This is a genomic window from Streptomyces sp. WAC00040 (assembly GCF_056835925.1).
This window is the reverse complement of the sequence record NZ_JAKQZE010000004.1, coordinates 428,955-442,449: the sequence shown is the minus strand read 5'-3', so window position 1 is coordinate 442,449 and position 13,495 is coordinate 428,955. Positions and strand designations below refer to the sequence as shown.

Below are 13,495 nucleotides of genomic sequence, written 5' to 3'. Positions count from 1 at the left end.
CCTGTGTGCCTGCCGGTCGGACAGACCGGCCTATGGATTCCCTCACTTGCGGTTTCCGCCACCCGTTATGGCGTGAATGCGCTGAATAGGGTGAAACATGCGGACATGCATCGACGGGCCACCCGGCTGCCGCCCTGCGCTCGCCGCCGGACCAGCAGCCGTCAGGCCGGCCCATGTCGTCTGCCTGTGCTGTTCCACCCGCTTCTGGGACGAGCTCGCCGAGGCCAACCTCGGCGAGACCGCCGTCGGCCGCATCGTCCTTGCCCCCGACTGCGACATGAAGAAGCCGCACCCGCTGTGGAGCGACCCGCAGCACGCCGAGGAACTCAAGTACCAGCCGGACGACCTCCACCGGTGGAAGACCCGCGCCGCCGACGAGGTCCTGGTCGTCAACCCCGGGGACTCCACCCGCTCCGGGATCCGCTTCGCCCACGAGCTCGGCCGGCCGGTCCGCTACATCGACCCGCTCGGATACGCCGTCGTCATCACCCGGCCCGACCTCAATCCGATCCGCCTCGGCCCGTACCAGAAGGAACATCAGGCCGAGCAGATGGCCGTCGGCCTACGCTGCCAGACGTTCAAGACGCAGCACGTCGAAGCAACCGTGATCGAGTCGTCGTCCATGGCATCGGCGAGCGCGTACGAGTCGGGGTCCACGCGTGGGGCGATGTCCTTGACGTACACGCAGGCCTCTCCCCCTGCACAATGGACAAAGGACGTCCTGCCTTCGCCCCGCTCCCCGGGCGCGAAGAGTGAGCGCCGTGCAGCAGAAGGGAACAACCACGTGCCGTCGGACCGGTCGGAGGAGGAACCGGGCCCCACGCCGGTCTGGTCCGAGCACGCGACACTGCTGGAGCACATCCCGGTCGCCGTCTTCGGAATGGATGAGCACGACCGGATCTGCTTTTGGGGCCCCGGCGCGAAGGACCTCTTCGGGCACGACTCCGCCTCTGCGCTGTCCCGGCCCGCCGGCATGCTCTTCCCCGAGCCGCCTCCGGGCGAGCCGCCCGCGTCCACGCGGCTGGGAGAGCGGGGCAGGACACTCGGATACTGGCGGGTCCGGCATCCCGCTCGGCACCAGGACGGCACGATCTTCCCGTGCGGCTTCCGGGCCTTCCCCGTGACCGGCACCGGGACCGGTTCCGTCGTCATGGTCCTGGCGAGCCGGGGCGATGAGCTCGACCGGGTGAAGACCAACCTGGCCTTCCTCGACGCCCTCTTCGAGACCTGCCCCATCGGCCTGGTCATGCTCGACGAGGAACTGCGGTACGTCCACCTCAACCGTGCGCTCGCCGAGATGGACGGACTCTCCATCGAGGAGCACCTCGGCCGGCGCATGGACGAGGTCATGTTCGCCACCGACGGAGGTGAGTATCTCCGGATGCTCCGCGAAGTCGCCACCGGCGGCCCGCCCGTCGTGGGCGCCCTGGTCGGTCTCCGCACCGCGGGCCACCCGGACCGCGCCCAGGTGCGGTCGGTGAGTCTGTTCCCCTTGAGTCAGGCGGGCGACACCCGCCCCGGCGTCGGCGGGCTGCTGGTGGACGTGACCGACCGCGAACAGGCCATCGTCGAAGCCACGGCGACCCGGCAGCGGCTGGCGCTGCTCGACCGCGCCACGGCCCGCATCGGCACCACCCTCGACGTGGAGCTGACCGCACGAGAACTCGTTGATGCCGCGGTACCGGACTTCGCCGACGCCAGCGTCGTCGAAGTGGTGCAGTGGATGGACGAGCCCGAGGTGTTCGACCCGAACCTGCCGCTGGTCACCCACAGAATCGCCTCAGGAACCGTCCTGCCGCCGCCCGCCGCGGAGCTCGTGGGCGGTCTGGAGACGGTGACCTACCCGCCGGGCTCCAGCATCCACCGGATGCTGTCCACGGGAAGACCCGTCTCAGTCGCGGTGAACGCCGACTTCGTCACCACGACAGTGATGCACCAGGACCGGGCCCAGCTTCTGATCGACAGTGGTCTGAAGCGCCTCCTCCTTGCGCCCCTCGTCGCCCGCGGCACCGTCCAGGGAGTCACCATGTTCGGCCGCTCAGCCGCCCGCGCGCCTTTCACGGAGCAGGACCTCACTCTCGCCGGGGAGCTCGCCTCCCGTGCCGCACTGTGTCTCGACAACGCACGGCTCTACAGCCGGGTCCAGCACATCGCGCTCACCCTCCAACGCGCGCTGCTGCCCACTGCACTCGCGGCCAGCTCCTATGTCGAAGTCGCTCACCGCTACGTACCGGGCAGCCACATCACCGAGGTCGGCGGCGACTGGTACGACGTGATCAACCTGCCGGACGACCGCGTCGCACTCGTCGTCGGCGACGTCATGGGACACGGAGTGCCCGCCGCCGCGGCCATGGGCAGGCTGCGCATCACCACCAAGGCACTAGCCCGGAGCAACCAGGAACCGGACATTCTTCTCGGCGAACTGGACGCGTGCGCCCAAGAGGCGGGCATCGAACTGGCGACCTGCCTCTATATCCTCTACGACCCCGCAACCGGCTGCGCCCGCATCGCCAACGCCGGCCACCCACCACCGCTCGTCCGCCACCCGGACGGCACGGTCAGGACGATCAGCGAGGTACTGGGAATCCCTCTCGGGGTCGGCGGCCTTCCCTTCACGACGACCGACGTCCACCTGCCCGACGGCGCCGTTCTCGCGCTCTACACCGACGGCCTCATCGAAGCCCGCGGCCAGGACATCGAGGACGGCATGGCCGCGGCCCGCAGCCAACTGCGACGCGCACCGGCCGATCTGGAGGAAGCAGCGGACGCCATCCTGTCCCGTCTGCGACCCGATCCTCCCGACGACGACACGGTGCTCGTCCTCGCACGCGTGCACCGGCGGCAAAACGCTCCCACCGCAGCCCACCCGCCGCGTCAGCACCGGTATCCCCGCAGGCCGCCTTCGTAGTCGAGCCGCCGATGGGTGCGGATCAGCGAAACCGGAGGCTGACGCGCGCAGCAAGCCAGGAGGCGGCTCCGCAGCGGCGTCGGCGCACTGGTCTCGAAACAGTGTTCCTTTTGTCGCAGGTCTCTGTGCAGTTCAGGAGCATGATCGCCGGAGCAGGCAAGTAAGGCACTTAGTTGAACGGTTCGGTCGAACCGTTCACAGGGCTCCGCGAGGCCGGGTATGGGCAGTCAGCGTTTGATGCGTCCGCGGACGGCGAGTACGGCGAGGGCAAGTAGGGCGGGTTCCACGAGGCGGGAGGTCATCTCGATGTAGGTGCCGGCGGTGCTCAGGTCCTGGCCGGAGGAGCGGAACACTACCGAGTTGAGCGTGACGTTCAGGGCCTTCTCGAAGCGCTCGCCGGTGAACCGGTGCCCGGTGGGGTTCTGCGGATCGCCTTTGTCGATCTCGAAGGTGACCTTGCCTCCGCCGGGCGGCACGGTGCCGGTCGCCTCCTGCTTCGGATCCTCCTTCGGCAGACCGAAGCCCATCAGCAGCACGAGGGTGATCAGCATTGTGGCGGCGAGCCAGCCCAGGGCCCGCAGAGCGCGCAGACCATAGCCGGAGACCAACCAGTAGGCGTGCAGCAGCCCTCGTTCGGCGCCGGAGGTGGCAGTGTGGTCGTGGCGGCGCATCTCCATCTCGCCGTAGTAGAAGTCCGCCGCCCCCGGCTCGTTCTTGCTGTCCTCGAACGCCTTGCGCAGCGCCCGGTACACCGGCGCCAGCTGGGCCGGCCCGGCGCGCCCGGCGCCGAGCACTGCCACGTTCCACCCCCTCACCGCCGCTGGTTGGCCCGCGCGCCAGTGGTGTTCCTCGGCGAGGGTGCGGCGCGGGGTGAACCATGCCGGGCACCTGCGTCGCCAGTGCGTACCGGGCGGGACCGTGTCGAAGGAGCAGGCGCCCTCCAGCCGTATCTGGTCCAGGTGCACCGTCCCGGTGAACTGGCACCCCGACAGGTCGATGTCGGCGAGGACCAGGTGCGCTGCGTCCACCCCGCGCAGCGAGGCCATCCGCACCGCGGCGTCGGGCGTGTGGGCGAGGGCCTGATCCGCCACCGCCCGTCCGTCGGGGAGCACGAAGGGATCGGCCTCCGCAGCAATGGTGAGGGGATACTCGAAGACCGCGTGGGCGAAGTCCACGCTGGCGTAGCGCAGCCGCACCTCGGCCGTGGACAACCAGCGGGTCCGCCGGCACTCCAGACGGCGCGCGGCGAACGAGAGGGTCGCCGGCCCGTTGAACACCGCCCCGGACAATTGCACCCTTCCGGCGCACACCAGCGGCCCGAGGCTGACCCACCGCTCGAAAACCGCCGACTCGAAACGGGCGTTGCGCTGGAAGGTCGCCGACGCGAACCCGGCGTCGCCTCCGAAGGTCGTCGACGTGAACCAGGCGGGGCCATGGAAGGTCGCCGACGTGAACCAGGCGTCGCCCTGGAAGGTCGCCGACTTGAACCAGGCGACGCCCTCGAAGGTCGCCGACTCGAACGCAGCGTTGCCCTCGAAGGTCCCACCCCCGAACCAGGCCTTGCTCTCGAAGGTCGCCGCCCCGAACCCGGCGAAGCCGAGGCGTGCGTGTCCAGTGGCGGGGTCACGGAGGGCGTTGAGGAGGGCGTTGAGCAGGGGTTGGGTGAACGGGGTGCCGCGATGGTCGATGTCTGTGCCGGGGGTCAGGCCGGCCAGGTAGGCGTCGCGGTCGGCATCGGCCAGGTGGGCGAGGCACGCGGTGCGGCCGGGGACTTGGATGCCGCGACAGCCGACGGGGTCGGCAGCAGGGGCTGCACCGTGCGCGCAGGGCGTCCAGGTTGGGGGTTCGGATGTGCTCATGGTGCGGCAGCTCCACGATCAGGTACCTATACGGCCCTGTTCTCGTATAGCTACCGCCAGGTGGCGTGTAGCGCTGAGTAACTACTTGGGTCTGCGTTCGCGCTGCTGGAGGGCGGCGAAGTCGGCGTGCGCCGCCTCGACGGCCTCCGGGTACGCCTGGGTCTTCTCGTGCTCAGCCAGCGCCCGGTAGATGCTGGAGAGGCTGGGGCTCTGTCCCTTACGGCGGCCGGTGGGGATGATCAGGTCGGGCTGGACGTCCTCGACGGTCTCGCCGTTCGCGCGGCGGCGGAGCACGGTGTGCAGCATGTCGTCGGTGATGACCGGGGGCCGGCCGCCGTGGTTGCCCTTGCGGGCCGCCGTGTCGAGTCCTTCGAGGGTGGCCTCGCGGATGTTCTCGCGCTCGGTCTCCGCCATCGCCGCGAAGAACCCGAACAGCAGGCGTCCCGGACCGCTGGGGTCGTACATCCCCGGGAGGGGTCCGGCAAGCATTTCCAGGATTAGGCCGTGGGCGGTGAGGTGGTCGGCGAGCGCGGTCAGCTCCGCGGCATCGCGCCCGAGACGCTTCATCTCGTACACCGTGAAGATCACCCGGCAGTGCGGGGCGTGGGCCTTGATCTCTCGGGCGGCGGTGAGGGCTGCCTCGAACTGCGGGCGGACCCGGACTCGGGTGCTGATCTTCTCCGAGAAGATCTTGTCCCTGGGAATGCGCTTGGCGACGAGCGCGTCGATCTGTGTCTGGAGTTCCTGGGTGAGGGTCGAACAGCGGGCGTATCCGATGCGGATGTCCGCGCTCGGGGTGTCCGGGTCGACGGGCGCGGGCGCCGGGATGCCGGGCCGCCACGGCTGGCCGGGACCGCGATCGGCGGGTGTCGGCACACGCAGGGGTTTCGCGAGCCGGGGCACCTTCGTGAAGCGGCCGGTGTGGTACGTCCCGGCAACCGCACCGGAGCGCGAGCGACAGGGTGAACCTGGTGAGCGTTACAGCGTGGGCAGGGGTGGCGCTCGACGTCGTCCGCTTCGGACGTGAGTGTGATCTGAGGGCCCGTCATGACCCCGGATGCTGTCACAAACATTTCCCACAACATGCCTAGTTCCACTTTGAGTGAGAACGAGTTGTGACAGTGAATCCGCGACCCGGACCGCTTCCGTCGACTGTTCTTGATCTTGCTCCGAGAAAGGGTCGTTTGTGAGAGTGGGCAGGCTGCGATCCCGGGGGGCAGCCTGCCCCCACTCATCGTTCCCTTCAGACACTGAAGCGTTCGACGAGCATCTTCATGGTGTCGAAGGCAGGCTTGGGAGAGTAGTCATCGGCGGTGAGCCCGAATTGATGGAACAGTCCCGTTTGGGTGCTGTCGGCGTCTCGCAGCGCAAAATGGGTGTAACCGCTCAGGTGGAGTTGCTTCGATTGGGCGGCGATCACATTCACCACGGTCTCGACGACGTCAGCCTGCCGCTGCGGGTGGCGTTCGGGTCCGGTAGGCCAACCGTGCTCGGTGATGTGCAGCCGTAGGTGTCCCAAGCCGGAGGGTGCCAGTGCCGAGTCGCGGTGATGACGTAGCAGTCCCTCGACAGCGTGCGTGAGGTCGGATGCGTCAACGGGTTGGAAGACGTCGGGAAAGAAGTCCAGGCCCACGTAGTCCAGATCGGTGATGAAGTCTCCTCCCCCGAGGTTGGTCAGATCAGTGAGGAAGGAGGTTGCTGGCCCGAAGAGGGGAGTGGTGTTGAATCCGACCCGTAGGTCTGTGTGTCCGAGTTCACGTGCTCGCGCTTTGACGACGGAAACCCCACGGACGATCGCCTCGTGCACCGCCGGGTAGTAGCCGTCCAGCGTCGGGTTCGACGTGACGTTGGGCTCTTCCGTCACTTGCAACGTGCTCGTGACCGCGCCGTACTGCTCGACCAGCTCGCGCAGGAAGTCGCAGTAGCCGTCGACATCTCCGGCTGTGGACTGGTACTGCGCCACCAGGTCCAAGCGGCGCCCCCGGATGGCGTATTGGGCTGCGGCGGCCGGCGCCGCGGTCGCGTGTGGCTCGCCGAGGCGGGTGGCGTCGTCGAAGCCTATGTAGGCGCGTACCAGGAACGGGCGGCCTGGGCGGCCCTGGAGGCGGTCGAGTGCACTCGACACGAGGGCCGGGTCATCGGGCAGGCCGCTGGCCAGACCCCCGGTGTCATCACCGGCGACTCCGCCCGGGTAGATCCCGAAGAGCATGCCGTCATGCGTTGTCAGTGTCACGCGTTCGATTCCTTTCGGTTCGGCGTTACAGGAGGTGTGGAGGTTGTCGCCGAATCGGCCGGCCACGTCAGTGAGCCGGTGCGGAGGTCATCGATGACCGAGTCGATCCACGCCATTTCGGCGCGAGCGAGGCACAACGCGTATTCAGCTTCGATGACGTGCATGCGGGGCACGCCGGCCGCCAGGGCCTCCGCGAGGCGTTCTTCATCGGCGGCCGTGCGTTGCCGGAGGCGTTGGGCACGCTCAACCAGGGCCTCCACCGCGCCGCTCGTCCCGAGGGCACCGAGATAGGTGACTGCGCCCAGGAACTGCGAGAACTCGCGCTCTGGGTTGCGGATCTGGGAATCCAGCCGTCGTACGAGTTCGTTGCGGCCCTCTTCCGTGAGGGCGTAGACGGTCCTCTCTGGACGGTTTCCCAAGCGCTGCTGGCCTTGTGACGCAAGCCATCCCGCTTCGGTCAGGGCGGCAACGGTGTTGTAGAGCGTGCCTCGCGTGATCGCGGCCGCGTGGTTGTCGCTGCGTTTTCGCAGTTCGGCAAGCATTTGGTGCGGATGCGAGGGCTGTTCGAGCAGGAGACCCAGCACTGCCAGAACGATCGGGTTGTCGAGAGCGCGACGTGGCATAGTCGAACTCTATCAGTCTAAATAAACTATTGGACGCCTCGTGGGAACTGGAGTCGCGTCGGACGGCTCGGCGGCCTGCGGGTGGTGTCACGCGGGGGCCGAGGCTGCTTCCTCTTGCGGACTGCGCGGGCTGGGCACGGCCGACACTGCGACCAGGTCCAGGTCCAGGCGGCGGTTCATGTCCAGCTCAAACCGGCCGTACGGATTCACGTGGGTCCAGAACAACGGCGACAGCGCCCGGCGGTCCGCGTCGGTGAGCTTGTCCGCCCACTTCGGGTCGGCCAGGACTTCCTGCATCAGCAGCGTGTTGACGTGCACCAGCGCCGACTGGAGCAGGTGTAGCGCGAGCATGCTGACTTCCTGCGACTCCTTGTCCGTACCGGCCAGGTCACCGTCCTTTCCGTAGAAGAGGTCTTTGTTCGCGGAGTTGCAGTTCTCGACCACCTGCAACCCCTCGTGGATCTCCTGGCGCATCTCGACGTCGGCCAGGTACACAGACGAACGAGGTCCGCACCGCCCGGCCCAGCTCTTCGATCGCCCGGTACGTCGGGTGCTTCGGCCCTCCACGGGTGAACCGGCGCAGGACCTGCTCGGCCTCGGCGGTGCCCAGTCGCAGGGCGGTGGTGTACTTCACGATCTGGTCGTACTGCTGAGCGATCAGGTCCCAGTCGATCGTCTTGGTGGAGAGCACCGGGCCCAGGTTCGGCCACTGGTCGTCCTCCCCGGCCGCGGGCCGGTACAGCTTCGCCGAGCCGATGTTCTTCAGCCTCGGCATCAGCTTGAAGTCGAGCATGTGCGCGAAGGCGAACCCAACGATGGAGGCGCCGTGCGTGTCGGTGTACTGCCGGTCCACGACCATGTCGGTGCAGTGCCGCAGCACGCCCTCGATCATCGAGGCGACCTCGGAGGCCGAGCAGGACTTGAGCTGGGAGTAGATGCACACCGACTTCCGCTCGACGTGCCAGTAGATCATCACGCCGGGGCCCCGGTAGCGCTGGTGCCACTCGGTCATCAGGTTGCTGGACCATGCGCCGAACTTGCGGCTGTCGGAGGCGCACGCGGTGCCCGTGCCCCACCACATCTCATCGCGGACGGCGAAGGTGGCGTTCACCAGCTTGCGCAAGGCCGCGCGCATGTTGGCGCGGTTGACGAAGAGGTGCCGCACCCGCCGCAGCGTCGCCTCCGACTCGCCGTGCTTGCCCGTCACCGCGACCCGCTTGATCCCCATGTTCGTGCCCAGCCCGAACAGGACCAGCAGCAGCCGGCGCCGCAGTACATCCTTCGACAGCATCTCTCTGGTGGCGACCGAGGTGAACTTGGCGATGAAGTCCGTGTCGAACTCGGCGTATTTCAGGATGTCCAGCAGGTCGATGGTGCCCCAGCGCCGCTCGATCTCGCCCTTGATGGCCACCAGGCTCTCGGGCTCCTCCTGCTTGCCGCGTGGGGAGACCCTGATCCACGGCTCGCCGTGCTTCTTGACGATCGCCACCCCGCCGGTTGTGCCCTCCGCCAGCGCCTGCTCGAAGCGGTCCAGCGAGGTGCGGAGCTTGCTTTGCAGGGCGGCGATTAACTCCCCGGCGTCCTGCGGCTGGCCCAGCGCGGCGTAGTGCACGTCCCGGTTGTCCTCGAAGTCCGCCGGCAGGTCGTCCTCCGGGTTACGCCACCGGTTCGCCCCCACCACCCAAATCTCCCGGCGCCGCACCGCGTCCCGCAAAGCGACCAGCACGCACAGCTCGTACGGGATGCGCTCGACACGGCCCTTGTCGTCCACCACCGCCGCCCGCCAGTGCTCGGGCACCACCCCCGCGAGCGGCACGCTCTCCGCCGGATCGAAGAACGCGCCCTCCTTCAGCGGTTGGTCCAGGTAGCGCTGGAGCAGATCGATCGCGTCCATCACCGGCCGGTAGGCAGTGTTGTTGCACTTCAGCTCCAGCGCGCCCAGCAGCGGCGAGAGCATCCGGCGCCAGTGCGCCGAGTACGACGACCGCAGCACCGTGCGGACCCTCGCCTTGTAGCGGGCCTCGTTCGCCGCGGCCTCCGCCGCCAGCGCCTTCAGCGTCTTCTCCCCGCCGACCACCGGATAGATCACCCGCCGCACGGTGCCGGACGGCTCGGACAGCGCCGCTTCCGCGACCCGCAGCAGCATCCCCTCCTTGCCCCGGACCTTCTTCAGCTCGGCGTTCAGCTCCTTGTCGACCTTCCGCTCCGCCCGGGTGTTGATCTTCAGCACGAGCTGGATGAACAGGTCCACCAGCGAGTCGGTGATCTCCGTCTGCCGCACATGACACAGCGCGGCCAACAGCGTCAGGCGCCGCGGCGGCTTCATCCGCTCCAGGTTCGCCGGGTACTCCTTCGACGCCCGCGCACGCCACGCGTCCACCAGCTTCTCCGACACGTCCGCGAACAAATCCGCGGGCAGCTCCAGCCGCCGCACCCGCTGAAGCTTGTTCACCTCCGCCAGCAGGCTCTCCAGGCCCGGCGCCCCCGGGTCGGCCTTCAGCTCGGCGAAGTGCGAACGCCCGCCGGCCGACACCACATCCTGGCCGTCCGCTCCCTCGCCCGTCTCGTCCTGGCTGTCGGCGACCAGATCCTCCAGGCGCGACCGAGTCGCGTGTGAGATCCGCTCCATCCTGCTGCGGCAGAACTGGGCCTCGAAGTCCTTGACCGCCTTGCCCACCAGCCGCCCGACCCGGCCTGGCGCCGGCGGCTCGATGTGGTCGTTACGGCAGCGGGCCACCACCGCTGCCGCCAGCCGATCTCGCGACAGCTCCACCGGACACAGCTCAGCGGCCAGCCACTCGGCCAGCCGCTCCTGGTCCTCCTCGGTGTTCGCCCGGAACCCATACGCCTCTCGGATCTCCTTGCGGTGCCGCTTGATCCGGTCGCCCTGCCAGTCGTAGGCGTCCCACGCCTCGGCGGGGACCTTCACCTGCTGGGCCACGTACTCCACCGCCGCCGCGGGCATCTCTTTGGCGGACTCCGGGAACCGGGCCTCCACCTCGAAGAACTTGAGCAACAGCGCGAATCTCAACCGGGTCGCCCCGGACTTGTTCCGCACCTTCTTCATGTCGTCTTCGAGCAGCGTCCAGACCTCGATCAGGTCTTCCGGCTCCCAGTCCTGCCGCATGCGCCCCATCCTTCGCCGTCACTCGTTCAGCTCAACGAGGCGGCCCAGGCGGGGAAACGAGGGCTACGAAAGTTACTCAGTGCTACACGCCACCTGGCGGTAGCTATACGAGAACAGGGCCTAGAGTCCCGTGGGTTCAGGGAAACCGAAGCTTCCTCGGAGCGAACCCACGGGTCTCCCCATGTGCTTCAGGCCGGTGCATCCGTGGGTTCAGGTGAAACACGAGGATGCTGAGCGGGCAGAAGAGCGCAGGCCGGCAAGCTGTGGCTGGGGGACCCGACATTTAGATCGGTGGCTCGGTGAAGAGTTGCAGCAGCCAGTTGGCGCTTTCTGCAGCGCCTGTGGTTGTGGTTGCTCCGGGGAAGAGTCGGCCCCAGGAGCACGCGCGGCCAAGAGCACTCAGTCGCCACGCCAGAGTCACCGCGCGTCGCAGTTCTGCGCTCGTCCGACCGCCTCCCGCCCAGGGTTCCAGGTAGGCGTCCCGTAGCCGTGGCAGCACTTCGGACCCGTATCGTGCACTGGCTGCCCGGGCCGGGACCAGGAAGCTGCAGAAAGGGTGGGAGACCGCGGCGTCGCCCCAGTCGAAGAATGTGAATCGGCCTGGCGCTGGGTTGAACAGCTGGCCGTCGTGCAGGTCGGAATGGTCGAGGGAGTCAGCGATGCCCACGTCGGCAAGTTCAGCGCACCAGTTCACGAGGCGCGGCCGGAGTTCATACAGCCTCTTGAGGTCGTCCGGCTGAAGTGTGGTGTTCTCCGCGATGACGCGGTCGAAGACGTCAGGAAGCGCAGTGGTGCGTGCGCTGGGGACACCGAGCAGCTCGATCTCGTGAGCGTGCGGAACAAGCGCGTGCTGCATGCTCGCGTACTGGCCCAGCAGCTCTTCCCAGACTCGTGGATCGGCGGGGCTGCGGTTGAGCACGTCCCTGAAGAGCTCGCCGCCGTGGGGAAGCAGCGACCAGCCGTGGTCGACGTCGACGGCGAGTGGTTCCAACACGTGCTCCGGCACCCAGTGGGCCAGGGCTGAGGTCAGCGTCGCCTCGAAGGCGCTGGCGGGCGGGTTGGCTTTGAACCATACGGCGTTGTGTTCTTCGACCGGCAGGCGCACCAGAACAGACCACGGTCGTAGCCGCACTCTCCGTTGCCCCGTCTCGCGTAGGCCGCGAGCAGCGAGCTCGCGCTCAGCCCATCCGAGGGCAGCGTCTCGCCAGGCTTCTTGCTCCCAGGGCGTGACCGCATCTTGGTATTGGCCCCGGTCCACGACCATCGACGCGTCATGTTGCATCGCGCCATCCCAGCATCGTGCCCGCCGGTTCTCCATCGATTTTCTTCTTGAGCCCCTCGGCAGCGTCTCCCAGAAGTGCGCGTGCTGAGTCCGCGTAGCGGATGGCGGTCTTCTCGTCGATGCCGAAGACGAGGGCGAGGTGGAGCGGGTCGGCGCCGTGGGTGAGGGCCTCTTCGAGCTGGCGGTCGACGCGGAGTCGTTCGAGGGTGGCGGTGAGGTTGCGGGTGGCCCGGGTGGTCCAGAGCTTGCCAGCCGGGCCGAGTTCGACGGCGGTCTTCTGGGTGATCAGCAGGTGGGGGTTGGCCGTGTTCGGCCATCGGTTGCGGCGGTGGTCGAGCCAGTCCAGGACAGCACGGCGGGTGAGGTCATCGAGTGGGCGGACATGGCCGCCGACGGTGATGCGCCTGTTCCCGAGATCCACATCGTCCAGCTGCATGGTACGGATCATCTTCGGCCGTGCTGCGTGGACGGCGGCCAGGGCGACGATGAGCCGGATGTCTGGGGTGGTGGCGGTTTCGATGGCCTCGTCGATGTCCGCCTGGACGAGGGCTTGGAGGACGCCGCCGGTCTGCCGGGGGACCCGGATGCGGATCGTGGGGTTGCGGAAGATCTGGCCGTTCTTCTTCGCGTGCCGGAACAGTGACCGCAGGGCGACGATCCGGCTTTCGCGCTGCTTGCCGGTGACGGCGTCCCGGGCCGCGATGATGTCCTCCCGGGTGACTTCTCGCAGGTGGTCGTAGCGGCTGGACCACTCCAGCAGCACCGGCTGGAGTCCGCCCAGGTAGGCCCATGCCGTGTGCCGGGAGCGAGGCTCCGATCGCGGGCCACCGTCGAGGAGAGTGCGGATCCAGGCTTCGACGGCGAGGTGGATGCCCGGGGGCATCCCGTCGAGTTTCCGTTCCAGCCACCGGTCGACTGCGGGTGCCCGGTCGTCGGTGAACAGGCCGAGACTGTCGAGGACTTCGGCGGTCCGCACGACGGGAAGCCCACGGACTCGCAGGGCCGGGAAGAGCTCGGAGTACCGGATCGACTCACCTTCGCGGAAGCCGGACAGCACGATGACCAGGGCTCGGTTTACGTCGCTGGCGATCCAGCGGCTCCAGCCGCGGGCCTCTCCCAGCGCCCGAGCGGCCTGCCGGGCCTGGACCAGCCAGGGGTTGGCCAGGTCGGCATGGAGTTCCCGGTCGAACCGGCGGAAGTCCCGAGTGGCAGTGAACAGCGTCAGTTGCGTCGACGTGGTGATCACGCGGTGTGGTTCGGGAACCGACGGCGGCTTCAGCACGCGCCGCCCGGCCTTGCCGACCCGGGGCCCGCCGTTCTTGGGCCGCTGGAGGTTCGCGAAAGAACAACTGCTGGCAGGTCACCCGCCGGAGGTACGGCTCGATCACCGACGCCTTGCCGCTGGCCTTGATCGCCCAGGTCGCCTGAGCCCGGCAGAGGCGGCAGTGCCGTGCTTGCCATCG

Annotated in this window: 9 protein-coding genes; 1 reads left to right on the top strand and 8 read right to left on the bottom strand. The window is 68.1% G+C overall.

Annotation, left to right across the window (positions count from 1 at the left end; genetic code table 11):
* The first annotated feature begins 97 nt into the window (after positions 1–97).
* Positions 98–2,908 (top strand): SpoIIE family protein phosphatase, encoded by a 2,811-nt coding sequence (locus MDN94_RS32470; protein WP_482729418.1) that lies wholly within the window; start codon positions 98–100, stop codon positions 2,906–2,908.
* A gap of 227 nt (positions 2,909–3,135) precedes the next feature.
* Here MDN94_RS32470 and MDN94_RS32465 read toward each other — a convergent pair whose 3' ends face one another.
* The 8 genes from MDN94_RS32465 to MDN94_RS32430 all read right to left on the bottom strand — a co-directional run bounded on the left by MDN94_RS32465 (position 3,136) and on the right by MDN94_RS32430 (position 13,278).
* Positions 3,136–4,767: a pentapeptide repeat-containing protein gene (locus MDN94_RS32465; RefSeq protein WP_482729417.1), complete on the bottom strand. Its 1,632-nt coding sequence runs from the start codon at positions 4,765–4,767 to the stop codon at positions 3,136–3,138.
* Between the two features lie 81 nt (positions 4,768–4,848).
* The gene (locus MDN94_RS32460) at positions 4,849–5,643 is read right to left on the bottom strand and encodes a recombinase family protein (RefSeq protein WP_482729416.1); all 795 of its coding nucleotides are present in this window, start codon (positions 5,641–5,643) and stop codon (positions 4,849–4,851) included.
* Positions 5,644–6,010: 367 nt separating this feature from the next.
* Positions 6,011–6,976 (bottom strand): hypothetical protein, encoded by a 966-nt coding sequence (locus MDN94_RS32455; RefSeq protein ID WP_482729835.1) that lies wholly within the window; start codon positions 6,974–6,976, stop codon positions 6,011–6,013.
* Positions 6,977–6,996: 20 nt separating this feature from the next.
* Positions 6,997–7,623: a PadR family transcriptional regulator gene (locus MDN94_RS32450; RefSeq protein ID WP_405683784.1), complete on the bottom strand. Its 627-nt coding sequence runs from the start codon at positions 7,621–7,623 to the stop codon at positions 6,997–6,999.
* A gap of 87 nt (positions 7,624–7,710) precedes the next feature.
* Positions 7,711–8,067, bottom strand: a complete 357-nt coding sequence (locus MDN94_RS32445) for a Tn3 family transposase (RefSeq protein ID WP_482729415.1) — start codon at positions 8,065–8,067, stop codon at positions 7,711–7,713.
* Complete coding sequence (locus MDN94_RS32440) at positions 8,012–10,750, bottom strand: Tn3 family transposase (RefSeq protein WP_482729414.1); 2,739 nt, start codon at positions 10,748–10,750, stop codon at positions 8,012–8,014. Before MDN94_RS32440 ends, MDN94_RS32445 begins: the two co-directional genes overlap by 56 nt.
* Positions 10,751–11,033: 283 nt before the next feature.
* Entirely contained in the window at positions 11,034–12,032 is a 999-nt protein-coding gene (locus tag MDN94_RS32435; protein WP_482729413.1) for an aminoglycoside phosphotransferase family protein, read from the bottom strand.
* Positions 12,022–13,278, bottom strand: a complete 1,257-nt coding sequence (locus MDN94_RS32430) for a hypothetical protein (RefSeq protein ID WP_482729412.1) — start codon at positions 13,276–13,278, stop codon at positions 12,022–12,024. Before MDN94_RS32430 ends, MDN94_RS32435 begins: the two co-directional genes overlap by 11 nt.
* Positions 13,279–13,495 lie beyond the last annotated feature (217 nt).